Source organism: Cellulomonas cellasea (assembly GCF_030372105.1).
In the GTDB taxonomy this organism is placed as follows: domain Bacteria; phylum Actinomycetota; class Actinomycetes; order Actinomycetales; family Cellulomonadaceae; genus Cellulomonas_A; species Cellulomonas_A cellasea_A.
The window spans coordinates 154,010-172,156 of the sequence record NZ_JAUDBQ010000007.1 but is presented as its reverse complement, the minus strand read 5'-3'; the positions used below and the strand labels follow the sequence as shown (position 1 = coordinate 172,156).

At 69.1% G+C, this 18,147-nt stretch carries 12 protein-coding genes; 4 read left to right on the top strand and 8 right to left on the bottom strand.

The genetic code is table 11. The features are described from left to right. Window positions 1-99: 99 nt before the first annotated feature. Genes QUV83_RS08925 through QUV83_RS08910 form a run of 4 tightly spaced genes read right to left on the bottom strand, consistent with a single transcriptional unit; the run spans window position 100 to window position 5,318 of the window. Window positions 100-1,404, bottom strand: coding sequence for an exonuclease domain-containing protein (locus tag QUV83_RS08925; RefSeq protein WP_289563978.1), 1,305 nt, complete (start codon window positions 1,402-1,404; stop codon window positions 100-102). Between the two features lie 31 nt (window positions 1,405-1,435). Beyond that, window positions 1,436-2,128, bottom strand: coding sequence for a DUF6308 family protein (locus QUV83_RS08920; protein WP_289563976.1), 693 nt, complete (start codon window positions 2,126-2,128; stop codon window positions 1,436-1,438). Then, complete coding sequence (locus QUV83_RS08915) at window positions 2,125-3,309, bottom strand: restriction endonuclease subunit S (RefSeq protein WP_289564005.1); 1,185 nt, start codon at window positions 3,307-3,309, stop codon at window positions 2,125-2,127. Before QUV83_RS08915 ends, QUV83_RS08920 begins: the two co-directional genes overlap by 4 nt. 2 nt (window positions 3,310-3,311) lie before the next feature. Further along, window positions 3,312-5,318 carry a type I restriction-modification system subunit M gene (locus tag QUV83_RS08910; RefSeq protein WP_354003934.1) on the bottom strand — a complete coding sequence of 669 codons (2,007 nt, stop codon included), beginning with the start codon at window positions 5,316-5,318 and terminating at the stop codon, window positions 3,312-3,314. Between the two features lie 213 nt (window positions 5,319-5,531). Here QUV83_RS08910 and QUV83_RS08905 point away from each other — a divergent pair, with 213 nt between their 5' ends. Together QUV83_RS08905 and QUV83_RS08900 are read left to right on the top strand one after the other, a co-directional pair. Continuing rightward, window positions 5,532-12,044: a DUF4011 domain-containing protein gene (locus QUV83_RS08905; protein WP_289563975.1), complete on the top strand. Its 6,513-nt coding sequence runs from the start codon at window positions 5,532-5,534 to the stop codon at window positions 12,042-12,044. 172 nt (window positions 12,045-12,216) lie between these two features. Continuing rightward, window positions 12,217-12,594 (top strand): VOC family protein, encoded by a 378-nt coding sequence (locus QUV83_RS08900; RefSeq protein ID WP_289563974.1) that lies wholly within the window; start codon window positions 12,217-12,219, stop codon window positions 12,592-12,594. Window positions 12,595-12,598: 4 nt separating this feature from the next. Here QUV83_RS08900 and QUV83_RS08895 read toward each other — a convergent pair whose 3' ends face one another. From QUV83_RS08895 to QUV83_RS08880, 4 genes are all read right to left on the bottom strand, one after another. After that, window positions 12,599-12,850, bottom strand: a complete 252-nt coding sequence (locus QUV83_RS08895; protein WP_289563973.1) for a hypothetical protein — start codon at window positions 12,848-12,850, stop codon at window positions 12,599-12,601. A gap of 50 nt (window positions 12,851-12,900) precedes the next feature. Further along, window positions 12,901-13,506 carry a hypothetical protein gene (locus QUV83_RS08890; protein WP_289563971.1) on the bottom strand — a complete coding sequence of 202 codons (606 nt, stop codon included), beginning with the start codon at window positions 13,504-13,506 and terminating at the stop codon, window positions 12,901-12,903. Between the two features lie 54 nt (window positions 13,507-13,560). After that, entirely contained in the window at window positions 13,561-14,166 is a 606-nt protein-coding gene (locus QUV83_RS08885; protein ID WP_289563969.1) for a hypothetical protein, read from the bottom strand. A gap of 133 nt (window positions 14,167-14,299) precedes the next feature. Continuing rightward, complete coding sequence (locus QUV83_RS08880; protein ID WP_289563967.1) at window positions 14,300-15,412, bottom strand: RDD family protein; 1,113 nt, start codon at window positions 15,410-15,412, stop codon at window positions 14,300-14,302. 248 nt (window positions 15,413-15,660) lie between these two features. Between QUV83_RS08880 and QUV83_RS08875 the strand changes: the two genes are divergently transcribed. Both QUV83_RS08875 and QUV83_RS08870 read left to right on the top strand, forming a co-directional pair. Further along, entirely contained in the window at window positions 15,661-17,058 is a 1,398-nt protein-coding gene (locus QUV83_RS08875; RefSeq protein ID WP_289564003.1) for a hemolysin family protein, read from the top strand. Beyond that, window positions 17,055-18,083 (top strand): hemolysin family protein, encoded by a 1,029-nt coding sequence (locus tag QUV83_RS08870; protein WP_289563966.1) that lies wholly within the window; start codon window positions 17,055-17,057, stop codon window positions 18,081-18,083. Before QUV83_RS08875 ends, QUV83_RS08870 begins: the two co-directional genes overlap by 4 nt. The last annotated feature ends 64 nt before the right edge of the window (window positions 18,084-18,147 follow it).

Genomic DNA, 18,147 nt, shown 5'->3' with positions numbered 1-18,147 from the left:
ATCAGCGTTGGCGACACCGTACTTGCATGTTGTGAGTTGTGTTGTGAGTTTGGGTGATGAGTTGTGAGCCGGTGCGATCTGCGCCCGATTCGAGAGCGTTCACAGTGCGGGGCTGCGCGCGACGAGATCCTCGAGCAACCCGGAGAAGGCGTGCTCGGTGACGATCGGGATGCCGTAGTCGGCAGCCTTGCGCGCCTTCCCCGACAGGCTGTCCGGGTCGGCGGCGACGACGAGGGTGACCTTCTTGGTGACGCTCGGGTGGGCCACGACCCCGGCGCGGGAGGCGCGTCCGACCCAGGTGTCACGGGGCTCGACCATGTCCCCGGTGAAGACCACCAGGTCGCCGACGCGCAGGCGGAACTGGGCTGGGGCGATGTACTCGGCGTCGGTGCCCGGAACCACGGGACCCGCGGACGCGGACGACAGCGCCCGGTCGACGTCGTCGGCCGAGAGGCTGAGCAGGGTGGCGACGGCACACAGGTCCTCAACCTCGTCGTCGGTGACGACACCGTCTGCCCATGCCGTGCGGGCGAGCGAGTCGAGGTAGGCGCGGTGGAGTTGCAGTGCCGTGGGCCGGTCGATCCCCAGCTCGACGGACGCACGCGCCAGGCCCTCCTGCTCGCGGACGGACACGACCCGGTCCAGCAGCGCACGGTCCACCAGCGCGAGGTACTGCTCGCACTCCCACGTCTCGGCCGTCCGAGGCAGGTGGTCGACGAGCCGGGCGAGGAACGGAGTCTGTCGTTCGGCGGCTGACCCGCGCCGCACGCACGCGATGTCGGTTGCGGGGATCCTCGGCCACAGGGCGGTCTTGGCGAGCTCCACGGTGCCTGCCCATGGGGGCTGCCACATCATGCTGCTGCCAAGAAGGCTGCGTCCTCGCGCCCCGGAGGGCATCCCGGCCTTGTGCAGGTAGTGCCGCAGCAGCGCGGCGGTCGCTGTCGCGTCGGCGAGCGCCTCATGCGCGTCGGTGAGCGTGATGCCGGCCGTCGCGCAGCACCCGGCGAGGGAGCGTGGCGCGTGCGGCAGCAGCCGGGAGGACCACTCCATGGTGCACAGCGTGGTCTCGGCGACGAGCGGCACGTCGTGCCCGAGCGCCCCGAACTCGTGCTGGACGAACCGCCTGTCAAACGACGCGTTGTGGGCCACGAACACGCGCCCGACGAGCAGTGCCGACAGCGTGCCCGCGATCTGCGCGAACGTCGGTGCGGTCAGCACGTCCGAGGCGCGGATCCCGTGGATGTGCTGCGGTCCGAGGTCGCGCTGGGGGTTGACCAGGGTCGCCCACGACTCCTCGACCTCACCACCCGGGGAGACCTGCACGACGGCGATCTCCACGATGCGGTCGTGGCCGCCCGGGAACAGCCCGGTGGTCTCGACGTCCACGACGGCGTACCCGCTCACGACCTGTCCTCTCTTCCGGCGACATCTCGCGTCAGTTATCGGCACCCGGCGAGAGAGGGTTGATCGCGCTTGCAGCCCTACGGGCGGACGCGTCCTTGCCTGTTCTCCAGGCCACGACATCGAAGATTCGAAGCGGGGAGATGTCCTCACCGATGCCCAACTCCTCGCGGAGGTCGATGAGGTGCTTTTGCAGGGCGCAGCCATCAGCGCGCAGAGCCGCGTTCATCGATGCCCAGAATCCGCCGACGGGCTTGACGAGCTCCTGGACCACGGAGTCGTAGACCGGGATGAGGCGGGGCCGCTTGCGGGCGAGGAGCTTGCTGACCGTCGTCGGGCCCAGGCCGGTGATCGACCGCAGCTCGGTCTCGAGCCGCCAGGGCGCCCACTCAGGTCTGAGCGCGTCAGGCTCGACATCGACGAGGTCCAGGTCGGTGGGGATCTGGCGGAGCAGCTCAAGCAGACGTGAACGGCGGCGCTCCAGGATCTCGAGCGCTGCGCGGCCAGGCACCTCGACCGAGAGCAGCGTGACAGCGACGAGGTCCTCGGGCGTGAACTCGTGAGCAACGGCCGGCCGGTCGCCACCGCCACCGAGCCGCTCGAACCGGGAGCCGGTGTACCCGGACGCCGAAGTGACCGGAGCGAAGTAGCTCCGCAGATACGAGACGGCGTAGGCGCGACCGGCGCGCGTGAGCGTCGCCGGAATCGTGAGCCCCGCTGCGGTCATGGTGTCGCGCTCCCGGTGGTCGTCACGTCGATCTGACCCGTGACGGCAGCGGTGATGAGTGCTTGGCGTCGCTCGATGAGTAGGTCGCCGCTGCGGTGAAGCAGCGCGCGAGTCGACATGATGTGGGACCGCATCTCGTCGAGGGCGTGAACGGCCGACAGTTGCTCGCTGAGGGAGGGAATCCTCACAAGGGTCCTCATGTATGCAGGAAGGTCGAGATTCTGAATGCCGGTTGTCTGATTCACGAATGCGCCATTTTGACGCGTTTCATACAGGGCGCCCATGATGTATCCAACGAAACGCGCACTCACGTCACGACGCGGCCTCAGTGCTTGGATGAAATTAGAGCAGACCGCTCCCGGTTCTCCTTCGTACATGACAGCGCAACCGACGGGCTTTGCCTGGGTGCCACCTGACTTCTCAAGAAGAATGTCGCCTTCCCGAAGGGATTTTCGAGCAGCATCGCGGCGGGTGACCGAACGCACCGTCGGCGCGGCCGTCACCCGATAGTATTCTCGGTCAAAGTCCGCTACGCGAGCGCACAGCACGTCGGTCTCTTCAATACCCGGATCGCCTCCCCACGCTCCAGCAAAGGAGGACTCGAAAAGTCGCTTAAGGGGCATGTTGTCACCCGCTTCGCACAGTGCTGTTTCCGCCACTACCGATCGCCAGCGTTCGAGTTCAAGGTCCTCTTGACGAAGACGGATCGCTGCGGATCGGTCGATGTGGTTCGTTGCGGTGTCGAGGAAGTCGGCGATGCGGCGCTGCTCATTAAGGGGAGGCAAGCAGACGGTGATGCGCCGCATGTCGTCCTGCGTCAACTTGTCGCGGGTCGAACCTGAGATGTACTGGGCGTAATCGACGGCGTTGAGGCTGTAGGTTAAGTAACGCGAATCGACGCTCGGGTGCGGCCGCAGAACATGGATGTGATTGTTTACCCATACTGGTGTATGCACGACGTGGGCTACATCCTTGCCCGGTTCGAAAAATGGTGCACCGTCTTCGCCGAGAAGCACGAGCGCCTCCGAAAATAGCGGCCGGGCGACGTGATCGACGACGCCCCCTGCGCCCCAATAGGGGATTTCCCCGGGGATCTCGGCGCGCTCGGATGCATTGAGCGGGACGCGCCGCCCGTCAAGGCACGTTACGAGGTGCCGAAGGGGCACTCCAGCCCGGGCCATGGTCACGCCGTCACCTCGCCCAGCAGCCGCTGGATCTCAGCTTCCAGGGCCTTGAGCTCCGCGTCGATCTCCGCGAGCGGCCGCGGCGGCGTGTAGACGTAGAAGTGCCGGGTGAAGGGGATCTCGTACCCGATTTTGGTCTTGGTGTGGTCGATCCACGCGTCGGAGACGTGGGGCAGGACCTCGCGGGCCATGTAGTCGTCGACGTCCTCGCCGAGCGGGACGTTCTCGTTGTCCCTCAGGTCCGGGTCGGGCAGCGGATTCCCGCGGCGGTCGGTCTGGAGCTCGCCCTTGGGATCGGGCACCGACACGGCGGCCCACAGTGCCTTGTCCAGGGCGGCGGACGTCGGCACACCGTGTGCGGTGAGCGCGGCCTTGAGCGCTGTCTGGAACGCCTTGCGGGTGCTGCCGTCGACCTCGGCGCCTTCATCAGGAAGGAGCGTGCCCAGCGCAGTGACCAGGTGGTCTTGGTCGGCCGCCGCCAGCGCCCGGAACGGCTTGCTCGCGCGCACCGTCTCGATGACGTCGTCGGTCACCTCGAAACGCAGGCGCAAAGGGCGTTCGACGGTGATGCGCTGGTATCCGAACGCCGTCGTCGGGAACACCTTGACGCGTGTTTGGTCGGGGCTCTCGGGGTCGGCGGCGATGTCGAGTGCGTCGGCGTACCAGCGGGTGATCTGCGCGATCTGGTCGGGCGAGGTCTCCTTGCGCTTGTCGCCGAGCGACTTGCGCATCTTGGTGAACTGGTCGCGTGCGTCAAGCAGGACGACCTGGCCCTTGTGCTCGGGGCGCTTGCGGTTGGAGAGGATCCAGAAGTATGTGGAGATCCCGGTGTTGTAGAAAAGCTGGTCAGGCAGGGCGACGATGCCCTCGAGCCAGTCGTTCTCCAAGATCCAGCGGCGGATCTCCGACTCCCCGGAGCCGGCGGCGCCGGTGAACAGCGGCGAGCCGTTGAAGACGATCGCCAGGCGGGAGCCGCCCTCGGAGAGCGGCTTCATCTTGGCGATCATGTGCTGCAGGAACAGCAGGGAGCCGTCGTTGATGCGCGGGGTGCCGGCGCCGAACCGGCCGGCGTAGCCGCGGGCGGCCTCGTCCTCGACAAACGTCTGGACCTTCTTCCACTCGACCCCGAACGGTGGATTGGCGAGCATGTAGTCGAAGGACTTGTCTGCGTGTGCGTCGTGCGAGAACGAGTTGCCGAGGGCGATGTTCTGGGCGTTGTGGCCCTTGAGCATCATGTCCGAACGGCAGACGGCGTAGGTCTCGGGGTTGAGCTCCTGGCCGAACAGCTCGAGGTTCGCGGCGGGGTTGTGCTCGCGGATCCAGTCCTCGGCGGTGGAGAGCATGCCGCCGGTCCCGCAGGCGGGGTCGTAGATGGTCTTGACGATGCCGGGGGTTGCGAGGGTCGAGTCGTCGTCATCCAGCAGCAGGTTGACCATGAGGCGGATGACCTCGCGCGGGGTGAAGTGCTCCCCGGCGGTCTCGTTGCCCGCCTCGCTGAACTTGCGGATCAGCTCCTCGAAGAGGTAGCCCATCTGCAGGTTGGTGACCTTGTCCGGGTGCAGGTCGACATCCGCGAACCGCGCGACTACTTGGTACAGCAGCCCGGCCTCGTCCAGCTTCGTGATCTGGGCGTCGAACCCGTACTTGTCCAGCACCTCGACGGCGCCGGGCGAGAACGCGTCGATGTACAGGCGCAGCGAGCGGGCGATGTGCTCCGGGTCGGCGAGCAGGCCGCGGAAGTCCAGCGGCGAGACGTTGTAGAACGGCTGCCCCGCCGCCCGGCGCAGGATCGGGTCGACGTTGCCGACGCCCTCGCCGAGGGTCTTCACCTTGGCGAGGACAGCGGGCTTGGTGGGCTCCAGCACGCAGTCCAGCCGCCGCAGGACGGTGAGCGGCAGGATGACCTTGCCGTACTCCGCCTGCTTGTAGTCCCCGCGGAGCAGGTCGGCGACCGACCAGATGAACCCGACCATGTCGTTGTAGCCGTTCACCGGGCGTGCCTCCACTGCTGAGCTGTGCGGGGTTGTTGTGGAGCAGTCTGCCTCAGACCGCCGCCCTTCCCGTGACGCGCGCGTCGTCGTACCCGTCTCGGCTGGCGCCTCTCCGCTACGCCATTCGGGCGATAGTCCGTCGAGCGGTCGCGCAGCGCTGAGAGGCTGTCTCACCGCGCGGTGCGACGCCCTCGATCGCACGCGGCGACACACAGGAGTGAAGGACTGATGAAGCTCACCCAGAAGGAACGCCAAGGGCGCGGGCTGGACGTACTGGCGGCAGGACTGATGGCCTTCGTCGACGTCCGGATGCAGCAGTCCGTCGCGGGTGCTCCCTGGCTTCCGCTGTACGAGGCGAAGGAGTCCGAGCGGCGTGGGCGCGCCTTCCGTGCGGACCTGGACGACCCGCGACTTCTGCTGCGCATCGTGCGGTTCGAGCGGGGTGTGTTCACTGAGATCGACGCCACGCAGCGAGCGTGGATCGACGAGCTGATCCAGGCGTCGAACCGCGCGGCGCACACCATCAGCCTTGAGCAGGCGCAAGTGGACCGCGCGCTGGACACGATGACGCTGCTCGCCCGGTCGTTGGGGTTCGCGGAGGCGGCCACTGAACTGGTCGAGCTGAGGGTTCTCGGCACCGCTGACGAGAACGCTGTCGCCGCTGCGAGTGCGGATGAGGGCACTGCCGCCGGAGAGCCCATATCCGCTGCGGCGCTTGTCGATCCCACGTCCACGGTGCAGACCGCTGTCCGCGTGCCGGAAATGGACGGACCGCGGGGCACCGTCGTGCTCTCCGCCCGCGTTGGCGATCTCGACGTGGTGGTCCTCGCACACGAGTCGTTGAATTACGCGCTGGTGCACAACGGCGCAAGCCCGGTGGTGCGGCTCGCGGTGCACAACCGTGGTGAGGTGGTGGCCGAGGATGTCCGCGTCGGGGTCAGCCTCCGGCTGCCGGACGACGTCTCACGCTCGGCGATTGCCGTCCCGCTCTCGGTACACCTCGGCGACGTGCGCCCGGGGCAGCGCGTGGAGGCCCCGCATGCGGCCCTGGCGTGGCAGTTGAGTCCCTCGGCATTCCTCGAAATCGACGAGAGTGCCGTCGCGGTAGCCACGCTCGAGGTGGAGCGCGGTGGGGTTGTGCACCGCGACGAGGTCACAGTGCGCGTCCTCTCCGCCGACGAGTGGTGGGCACGCAGCTCTGCGGACTCTCTGGTCTCGTTCGTCCGACCGAACGAGCCAGCCATCGCCGAACTGCTTGGTGAGGCGAGCGCGCTGCTCCAGGAGCGGACAGGCAGTCCGTCGCTTCAGGGCTACCAGGCGGGCCCCGAGCGGGCGCACCGCATCGCGCGGGCCGTGTACGACGCGATGGCTGCTCGTCAGATCACGTATGTGGAACCGCCAGCCTCGTTTGAGGGGACCGGACAGAGGATCCGTAGCCACCGCGAGGTGCTTGACGGCCGCATCGGCACGTGTCTCGACCTTGCCTGCACCTATGCCGCTGCTCTCGAGCAAGCTGGCCTCGCCCCCGTGCTGTCGGTCACCCGGAATCATGCGTTCTGCGGGTATCTCACCGAGGACACGCAACTGCCAGAGGCCCTAGTCGAGGAGCGGGGCGGCATCGTCACCATCGCCGACTCGGAGTCGTTCGAAGCGATCGAGACCACAGCGCTGACCGCCGGTGACAGCCAGCGGGACTTCGATGCCGCACGGGCTGAGACCCGCCGGTGGTGGACGTCGCGGCTCGACGAGGTGCAAGCGCTCATCGATGTCCGGGCGGCCCACCGTTGGTATCGTCCGCTGCCCACGATCCGACGCGAGGGTGACGTCCGCATCGTCGAGACGGTGCGGGAGATCGCCGTTGCCCAGGCGCTCCGCATGCCCTCGGGGGATACAGCGCGCACGCCGTCTGTGGCGGAGTCGGCACCCGCCCGGATCGCGCGATGGCGACGATCTCTGCTGGACATGACCTACGCGAACCCGCTGCTCAAGCTCAAAGCGGCGTCGACATCGACGCTCCACATCCCCTCGGCGGCATTGGGCGCCCTCGAAGACCTGATTGCCGGCGGAACCTCGATCGAGCTCTCTCCCAATGACCAAGTTGCCGCGATCCACCACCTGCACGGCTCTCGAACCGCTGCCGACGTCGACGCGGACACTCTGCGCTCCGAGCTCCAGGCCGGGCACCGCGTGTTCGTTGCTCACACCGCGACGGAGTACGCGACCAAGCTGAAGGCGCTCCTCCGGCGAGCAGCCACTGCGCGCGAGGAGACGGGCACCGACAGCCTGTACCTCGCGCTCGGCTCCTTGCGGTGGACCGAGCAGCGCAAGGAGGGACATGCCCCTTTGTTCCTCCTCCCGGTCCGGCTCGTCGGGGGCCGCGGCTCCACGGCGTTTCGGATCGAGCGGGACGACACGCGCGAAATGGAGCCGAACTACTGCCTGCAGGAGAAACTCCGGGTCAGCTTCGGGCTCGAGTTGCCTGAGCTGGTGGATCCGGGGACCGACGATTCGGGAATCGACCTCGATGGCGCGTTCCGCAGCATCCGCTCGACTCTCCTCCGCGCGAAGGCGACTTCGTTCTATGTGGAGGAGACGGCGCACCTGGCAACCTTCCAGTTCTCCACCCTTGGCATGTGGCGCGACCTGGACCAGAGTTGGGAGGCCCTAGTGCGCCGCCCGGCAGTGCGGCACATCGTCGAGACGCCAGGCAGGCCATTCGATGACGGTGTGGAGACCCCCGCAAACGACGACGCGGCCGAGGCGACGACGTATCTCCCCATCCCCGCCGACGGGTCCCAGATCAAAGCAGTGCGCTGGGCCGCCGCAGGGAAGTCCTTCATCCTTGAAGGGCCTCCGGGCACGGGGAAGTCGCAGACCATCACCAATCTCATCGCGCACTGCCTCGCCGAGGGCAAGAAGGTGCTCTTCGTGGCCGAGAAGCAGGCGGCGCTCGAGGTGGTCCAGCGCCGACTTGACGCTGTCGGTCTCGCGCCGTTCAGCCTCGACGTCCATGGCGCCAACCAGACGGTGTCGGCAGTGCGGAGCCAGCTCCAGAATGCGCTCGAGTCCTCGGCGCAGGGCGATGCGAGTTGGAGCACGCTCCGCTCGACGTATCGAAGCCTCGTCGAGTCCCTGTCGCACTATCCCCGCCACCTGCACGACGAGGGCCCCGCCGGGCTGTCGGCCTGGACTGCACGTCAGATCGTGCTCGAAGTGACCGAGTTGGCGTCGGATGGTGTTCCCCAGCTGACGGTTCCGCGGTCCTTGGTGATGGGCGGCCAGCCGCTCGATGACGTGTACGAGCTTGCTCATGACCTCGGTGACGCCTTGCAGGGCCTCGGGGTCGCCCCGGCGGACTCGCCGTGGCGTTTGGCCGGGCCGCTCGCTGCGGGGGAGCGGCTAGACCGGCCTGCGATCGAGAATGCTCTGGCTTCCCTTCGCGCCGCAGAAACAGCCCTGACGGGAACGCCCGCAGTGAATTGGCTCGCTGGCCTCGCCAACACGTCAGCCCAGGCGCTCGTCCTCGCCGAATGGCTCGATGCCGAGCGGGCGGGCGTCGCGCGTGGTCCACGTGAGGCCTCGACCGTGGTGACGCCAGAATGGCGTCGGCTGGCCGGGGATGTGCTCGGCGGTGTCGAGCACTGCCGCGCGACCTTTGGCGCGCAGGTCACCGGCTTCGCGCCCGAGGTGCTCGAGCGAGACATCGACGCCCTCCTTGCCCGATCCATCGCCGCAGACAAAAAGTTCTTCGGGAAGAAGAAGGCGCGCGCAGCCGTCCTCGCGGAGCTGCAGCCCTTCCTGGCGAGCGCCGACTCTGTCGAGTTGTCGCGGCTGACTCCCGTCTTGCAGGGCCTGACGGCAGCACGGCATGAGTTGGCCCGGCTGGTTCCGTACGTTCGGACGCTGTCTGGCCTCGACCTGCCGCCGTCGTTCAACCCGTTCCGGGAGGCAGACCTCACACGGCTGACCGGCAGGGTGCGTGGATGGGAGGCGTCCGCCGCACTCGGGGCGGCGCTCGGCGCCAGCGAGGACCTCGACCGTGCGACTGCCGACGTCTTGACGTCTGGTGGTCCCGGCGGGGCGCTGCTCCGAGGATGGGCGCAGGCGCGTGAGGCATTGATCGCCACACTGCGCGCCGAGCCCGCCGACCTGGCGGCGTGGACACGCGACTCTGGTTGGCGTGGTGCGCGCGAGCGCACGGCCGCGAGCTGGCAGGCAGACGCCGTGGATGGGGCATTTGTGCAGTTGGAGCGCTGGGTGAGGTCAGCGAGCGCCCTACGGCGTTTGCGCGAACTCGGCCTCGAGGACCTCGAGACGAGGGTGCTCAACGGCGAGCTGCGCGGGCCCGACATCGAGAGCTCGGTCCGCCTGGCGGTTTCCCTGGAGATCCTCGCAGAGCGGCTTGAGACGACGAATCTCGTCGGATTCGACTCGGCCCAGCACTCCGGCGTCGTCAGGCGCTTTGTCGAGACCGGCGGCGATGTTCGGCGTCGCCTGGTCGAGGAGTTGCCCGCGCGCATCGTGGCTTCTCGGACGTTCGATGCCCAGCAGCAGCGCGGAGATGTGGGCGAGCTCCGGCAGCAGATCAGCCGGCGCCGTGGAGGTTTGACGATCCGGCAGCTCATGCAGCGCTACGCGCCGATCATCACGGAGGTCACGCCCTGCTTCCTGATGAGCCCGAGCTCTGTCGCTAGATTCCTGCCGGCGGACTCCGTGGAATTCGACGTGGTCGTCTTCGATGAGGCGTCGCAGATCAGGGTGCCCGAGGCGATCGGGGCAATGGGCCGCGGCAAGGCAGTGGTGGTGGTCGGCGACTCGCAGCAGATGCCGCCATCGTCGATGTTCGCCGCCTCCGGCTCGGGTGGAGATGACGAGGAAGTGCTCGGAGACGACGAGCTGCCCGTCCCGGTCGACATGGACTCGATCCTCAGCGAGACGGTGGAGTCCAACCTCCCGCGCCTGATGCTCTCGTGGCACTACCGCTCCCGAGACGAATCCTTGATCGCCTTCTCCAACGAGCACAGTTATGAGGGTCGACTCGCCAGTTTCCCGACGCCGCCCCGGGAGGGAGGCGCACCAGCGGTGCAGCTGCGCCGCGTGGACGGAGCATGGGAGGGCGGCTCGGCACGCGCAGCCCGGGTGAACCGTGCCGAGGCGCAGGCTGTGGTCGACGAGGTAGCACGACTTCTGGGTGACGACCCATCACGCAGCATCGGTGTGGTGACCTTCAACACCCAGCAGCGCAATCTGATCCTGGACATGTTGGAGCAGCGGGCAGACACGGATCCGGTGATCGCAAAGGCGCTTGGCCAGGCCGATGAGCCGTTGTTCGTTAAGAACCTGGAGAACGTGCAGGGTGACGAGCGAGACGTCGTGCTCTTCACGCTGGCGTTCGCGAAGGATGCCAAGGGGAAGGTGCCACTCAACTGGGGACCGCTAACCCGGGCAGGAGGAGAGAAGCGGCTCAATGTCGCAGTGACGCGGGCCAAGGAACAGGTTGTTGTGTTCGCGTCCTTCGACCCGCATGAGCTCGACCTGTCGTCGTCCCGATCGATCGGCCTTGCCCACCTGAAGGACTACCTGCTGCTCGCCCGTGACGGCGCCCAGCATGCGCTTACCCGCAGAGCCCCCGTTCGTGACAAGCACCTGCAGCAGGTTCGCGAACGTCTCGAAGCCGCAGGACTGGAGACTCGGGCAGGTGTGGGCCTCTCCGATTTCACTATCGACCTCGCAGTCCGCAGTGGCCTCGATGCGCCATGGCTCGCCGTGCTTCTCGACGGCCCACGATGGGCCGCCAGGGAGAGCGCCGGGGATCGCGACGGGTTGCCGCGCACAGTGCTCACCGAACAGATGGGCTGGGCAGACGTCGCCCGGATCTGGCTTCCTGAGTGGCTGCGCGACGCTGATGCGGTCGTTCAGTCGATCGTCACGACGGCGGAGGGACTGTCACATGACGGCAATCGGCTCGCGCCAGCGATCAGAACTACCGGTACGTCGGCCTCCGATGCCCCGACAGCTCAGGCCTCGCCGGGCGTGCAGGGCGACTCGAGGATCGGCGGATCGCCCCACGCCCCGGCGGCTGCCGTCAACGCACTCCGTGCCTCGGGATCTGGATCCTCGGCGCTGCCGCCAGCAGCTCTCGAGCGGGCTGGCCTCGAGGCGCCGCTGCAACTCGAGCCCGACCACACGGAGTTCCTCGCTGCCGCTGTGGATGTGCGGCACACGCGCGACGTTCTCGACGCGACAACAAGGCGCGCTGCTCTGCTCATCACCGCGGAGATGATGGACGTCGTGAACGCGGAAGGGCCGATCCTGGTGGACCGGCTCGCTCGAGTGACGGCGCGACGATTCGAGCTGGCCCGCGTGCGGGGGAGTCGAGCCGAACAGATGCTCCGGATGCTGCCCGGCGGGGTCGTGGTGCGGAGCGCGAACGGCGATCTCGTCGCCTGGCCGCGAGCCCTCGAGCCGAACTCGTACGCCGGGTACCGCGTACCGGGGGAGTCACGCGACGCTTCGGACGTTCCTTACGAAGAGCTTCGGAACGGGATGGTGGCGGTTGTGCGCGGTGCGTTCCGCATCGACGAGGAGGAACTGCTGCGGGAGACGGCCCGTCTCTTCGGATGGTCGCGGCTCGGCAGCAACGTTCGAGACCGTCTGGCCGGCGTGGTTGTCGCCGCTGTCACCGAGGGCTTCCTTGTTCATGATGGCGGTCGGCTGAGAGGGGCGGCAGGGCGTCTCTGATCATGACTGCTAGGCGCCTTCGCAGCGCCCGGGGAAATCCGACCAAGGCATTGGCGAGGGGAATCTCGGGCGTGGCGCTGAGCGAACGCGCGGCCCGCCGCCGCCCGACCTACGCTGCGAAGAGTCGGCCCAGCCGCACCCGGGCGGCCCGGCCCTGCGTTGAGGAGACGAGATGGCACACGGCGACATCACGCACATCGACATCCCCGTCGAGGACTTCGCGCGGGCCAAGGCGTTCTACGGCCCGCTGTTCGGCTGGGAGATCCAGGAGGCGCCGGGCTTCGAGGGGTACCCGATGTGGCAGGCGCCGAACAAGATCAGCGGCGGCGGCCTGGCCCCGCGGGACGCTGACTTCACCGCCCCCCGCAGCTACGTCGAGGTGGACTCGATCGACGACCTGTTGGGGCAGGTGGTGGCGTTGGGCGGGGAGGTGCGGGCGCCGAAGACGCAGATCGACGCGACGAGCTGGTGGGCTGTCGTCTCGGACCCGGACGGCAACGTGATCGGGCTCTACGAGGGCTCGACGGCCACGCCCGACAGCGCGACCTGAGCCGTCACCTGTGCGCGGGTGCGCCCATCACGCCGCGCCGCGACCGCCACGACATCACCGACCACAGCGAGGCGGCCGACAGCAGCGAGCCGACGCAGAACGCCGAGCCGATCGACAGCACCGACGCCGCGGAACCCACCGAGCCGACGGACAACACCGACCCGACCGAGCCGATCGACAGCACGGACCCCCGGGACCCGATGCTGAGCAGCGAGTCCTCGGAGCGGATCGACCAGCGGGACGTGGTGTGCGCCATGCAGCCGATGATGCCGCCAGCCGGGGGCCGGCGCCAGGCCGGCGGGATGCTCAGCGGGACTGGAGGGCGTCCAGCGCCACGGCCATCGCGGCGGCGACCCGCCCGTCGAGCCGTCCGCCGGGGACGTCGACGACGTACCTGTCGCGCAGCGAGCGCCGCCGCACGGACGACATGACGAGTTGGCCGCCCGCGTCGTGGAAGTCGAAGTGGAAGACGAACGGTGCGGGGATCTCGCTGATCACCGGCAACATCTCCCACATGCGGCGGCCGATGGCCACGCCCTGGCTGCGCTCCTGGCCCATGGCGTTGACACCGTTCGCGTCGAGGTGCCACGTGGAACGGAGCAGCGACTTGCCGAAGTCCTTGCGGAACGAGCCGATGGGGGCGCCCTGCGCGTCGGTCACGTCGTAGGTGGCGCCGAGGTCGACACGCTGCCGGGCCTTGAACCCGAAGACCGGCGTCTGGCGGGACTCATCGGTGTAGAAGGTGACCTGCTCCTTGAAGGCCATCCGCTTCTGCTGCGCGACGGCCAGCACGGCGCCGGGGTTGCCGTCCACGTCGAGGGCGCGGATCTCGTAACGGTTCACCATCATCGTGATCTTCTGCTCGACGGCGAAGCGCTCGATGCGGACCAGGTCCTGGACGTCTGCGACCACGGGATGCTCCTGAATTGTCGGGGCGGGCGGCACAGCGTCCCACAGGCCGCCCGGTCAGAGGCCCAGAACTGCGGTGGCGATGCGGACGGCGGCGGTCTCGTCGAGCCCGGCCGTCTGCCCGGCCCAGCCTCCGCCCCCGACGGAGATCTCGGCGTCGGGCACTTGGATGGTCACGGCGAGCGCGCTGACCACGTCGCCGAGCCGCATCGAGTAGGCGATGCCACCGGCCTGCTCAAGGGTCGCGTCGGGGATCTGGGTCAGCACCCCGCCGGCGGCGATGTCCGCGGGGGTGGTCATCGACCCACGGAGGTCGAAGGGCTGGCCGATGACTTCGATGGAGCGCACCTCGGCGAGGTCGGTGGCGTCCGGCGCCTCCCAGAGGCAAGCGAACCCCCATTCATCGACGGACGGGTCGACGAGCGTGAGCCCGTCGGTGAGGCCGCCGGTGAGCGCGGCGACCTGGTCGCAGCTCGTGATGTGGGCCAGGGCGTCGGTGGGCCCGTCGTCGGTGGTGTCGGGGGCCTCGCCGGTGGAGGTGTCGACGTCGTCGATGGGCGCGCGGGACGTGTCGACGGGGGGAGCCTCGGGGTCGGGGCCGCTGCACGCCGCGAGCGCGAGGGCGACGAGCAGGGCAGCGGTCAACGTTGATCGGCGCGGCATCCGGGGAGGTTATCCGCGGGGAGCGCAGGAGTCCACGCCTCGATCAAAATTCATCCGATGGATGACACGCAGGCCTCTGACAGGCTGCGCCGCAGCGTGCGGCGACCCTGAGGGTGCGGCCCGCCGACCGCGCTCAGAAGGCGCTGCAGCTCGCGACTGCCTGCCCGCCCCGGGTCTGGCCCGCCTCCAAGGTCCATGCGCCGACGACGGCCTCGTCGACCGCCTCCCACGGGACCGACGCCTTCACCGTGTCCCCGGTGAAGGTGGCGCCAGTCAGCCCGTCGATCGCCTGCGCGGAGGTCACCCTGATCGTCCGGATCACGGCGCCGTCCGCGCCGCGCACCGTGGCCCACCAGGTGTCCTGTGACGCGGCGAAGGAGACGTCGTCCATCTGGTAGTCGCCCATGAGCTGCCAGGTCACGTCCAGCCGGGGGAGCGTGCGGTCCCCACGCGTGACCCCGAGCCGAGTCCACTCGTTCGACGACTGCGCGGTGGCCCACGCCTCCGTCAGGACGGGGCCAGCAGTGCCGTCGGTGTCTGAGGGCGCCCAGCACTGGAGGCTGATCCCGCCACTCGTCCCGGACGTCGGCGCGCAGGAGAAGGCCATGCCGAGCACGCCTGCGGTGATGACGACCGAGCCCACGACGCGGCGCCAGCGGGGCTGGGCGGGCTCCTCCCACGGTGGCGGCGGCTCGATCCACCCACCCCTCTGGTCCACGAGCGGCGACACCCACGGCAGCGGGCGCCTCGTGGCCAGCACATACGTGCCCGCGATGCTGTCGGCGAAGGTCCGGCGCTCGCGGTTGACCAGAGGGCGCAGGTACCCGATCAGCAGGATCGAGTCGAGCAGGTGCGACACCGTGCGCAGGACGGTGAGCAGCGCGCCGGCGGGCCGGCCGGTGGCCGTCCGCACCACGGCGATCCCCATGATCCACTTGCCCGGCGTCGCGCCGAGGTAGGCCTGCAAGAGCGCCATCAGCGCCAGCGTCGCGACGACCCAGCCCGACACGACGGACGTCCCCGACGGGTCCTGGATGAGGTTCGCCACGCCCGGGTGCAGCGTCGGGCCCTCGTATCCGATGCTCCCGGACGCGAGGAAGGCCACGCCCGCGACCAGCGCCTGGTCGAGCAGCACCGCGATCAACCGCATCAGCCAACTCGCGAAGGGCACGGGGATCGCGGAGTGCTCGCCCGTCGGGAGATCCCACGACTGCGCTGGCGTGGTGTCGGACGCCGGCTCGCTCATCCGGACATCCTGGCGTGCGGCGCCCGTGCCGCGCAGCGATTCGGGGCACGCACCTGGCCCGCCGCTCAGGCGCGCGCCGTGGGGCCCGACGATCGTGTGCGGCGCCACACCAGCCGTCGGGAACGGGCGGGGGCATTCGATCGTTGGGTCCTCGTCAGCCTGCCCCCTACCTGGAGACCGATGGACAGCGACAGTAGACGCCCCCATGAGCCGCGCGAGAGCGCAGTGCCGAAGGGGGGCGGGTGGTGATGTGGGTGCTGACGTTGTTGCTCGGCATCCTGGTGGTGCTGGCGATCACGGCGGTCACGGGGTATTTCGTGGCCCAGGAGTTCGCCTACATGGCGGTGGACCGCTCGCGCCTGGGCGCGCGTGCGGCGGCCGGTGACGCGGGGGCCCAGCGCGCGCTGGCGGTGACCCGCCGGACGTCCTTCATGCTCTCGGGCGCGCAGCTCGGGATCACCGTGACCGGCCTGCTGGTCGGGTACGTGGCGGAGCCGTTGATCGGGGCCTCCCTCGGCGAGGCGCTCGGCGGGGTGGGCGTGCCCACCGGCGTCGGCATCGCGATCGGGACGGTGCTCGCGCTGCTGTTCTCCACATTCGTGCAGATGGTCGTGGGGGAGTTGTTCCCCAAGAACCTGGCCATCGCGCGCCCGGAGCCGGTGGCCCTGTGGCTCGCGAGGTCCACCACCGCGTACCTGGCGGTGTTCGGGTGGCTCATCCGCATCTTCGACCAGGCCTCGAACCTGTTGCTGCGCGCGCTGCGCATCGAGCCGGTGCATGACGTGGAGCACTCGGCCACGGTGCGCGACCTCGAGCACATCGTCGCGGACTCCCGGGAGAGCGGTGACCTGCCCGCCGAGCTGTCGGTGCTGCTGGACCGGATCCTGGACTTCCCGGAGCAGGACGTGGAGCACGCGATGATCTCGCGCTCGCGGGTGGACGTGGTGCGGGCGGACGACACCCTCAGCCACGTGCGCGCGCTGATGAGCACCGGGCACTCGCGCTACCCCGTCCTGGACCACGACGACCAGGTGGTCGGCGTGGTGCATTTGCAGGACGTGCTGGCGATCGACGGCCGTGACGCCGACGAGGCCGCGTCGATCATGCGCCCGGCGCTGATGCTCGCCACATCGATGCCGCTGCCGGACGCGCTGCGGGTGCTGACCGGCGCCGGCAACCAACTCGCCTGCGTGGTCGACGAGTACGGCGGCTTCGCCGGGGTGCTGACGTTGGAGGACCTCGCGGAGGAGCTCGTCGGGGAGATCACCGACGAGCATGACGAGGACGTGCCGCTGGGCGCGCCGCAGGACGAGGACGGCATCTGGCTGATGGCCGGTGACGTGCACGTCGACGAGGTGGAGCGCGCCGTCGGGCACGACCTGCCGCGCGGCGACTACGAGACCATCTCCGGCCTGGTGATCGCGGTTCATGGCGGCCTGCCCGATGTGGGCACGGTGGTGGACGTCGAGCTCCCGCCGGATCCCGCCCACCTGGCCCTGGCCGATGCGCCCCCGCCTGTCGTGATGCGCGTGGAGGTGGAGGAGGTCGAGCGTCACGTGCCCGCCAGGGTGCGGGTCACGTTCCCCGACCTCACGCAGGCCGAGCCGCCTGCCGCCACCGCCGACACCGAGGAGGGGGACCGATGAGCGGCCCGTGGGCAGTCATCGCTGTGACAGTGCTGCTGATCGCGCTCAGTGCGTTCTTCGTGGCGATCGAGTTCGCCCTGCTCGCCGCCAAGCGGCACCGGCTGGAGGACGCGGCGGCGACGAGCCGGTCGGCGCGTGCCGCGCTGCGCAGCTCCTCGGAGCTGACGCTGCTGCTGGCTGGGTCGCAGCTCGGCATCACGGCGTGCACGCTGGCGCTCGGCGCCATCACGAAGCCCGCGGTGCACCACTGGCTCACGCCGCTGTTCGAGGCGTGGGGCGCGCCGCTGGTCCTCGCCGACGTGGCGGGGTTCGTCCTGGCGCTGATGATCGTGACGTTCCTGCACCTGGTGGTGGGGGAGATGGCGCCGAAGTCCTGGGCCATCGCCCACCCGGAGGCGTCGGCGACGATGCTGGCGCTGCCGATGCGGGGCTTCATGGTGCTGACCCGCCCCCTGCTGGTGGCGCTCAACGGGATGGCCAACTGGTGCCTGCGCAAGGTGGGCGTGGAGCCTGCCGGGCAGGTGGCGGCGGGGCAGAACCCCGACGACCTGCGGCATCTGGTGGAGCACTCGGTGAACGTCGGCGCGCTGGACGCGGGGTTCTCCGCGCAGCTCGCGGGGGCGCTGGACCTGCAGCGGCTCACGGTGGCCGACCTGCTGCGGCCCGACGTCCGGCCTACGTCCGTGCCGAGGGACGCCACCGTGGCGGACGTGCGCGCGGCCAGCCTCGCCTCGGGGCACCTGCGGGTGCTCGTGGCGGACGCCGGCGCCCTGGTGGGCGTGGTCCACGTGCGGGACACCCTGACCGAGCGGGACGACCTCCCGGTGGTCGAGCTCATGCGGCCGGTGCTCATGCTGCCCGTCGCGACCCCGGTGTCGAGCGCGCTCGCGGCGATGCGGGAGACCCGCCAGCACCTCGCGGTGGTGGAGGGGCCGGATGGGCTCTCCGGGGTGATCACGCTGTCGGATGTGCTGAGCCGGCTCTTCCCGCCGACGCAGCCCGAGCCGGCGGTCGCCGGACGCTGACTGCGGCACACATGACGGGCGGGGCTGGCGGACCACATGTCCACCAGCCCCGCCCGTGCCTGCG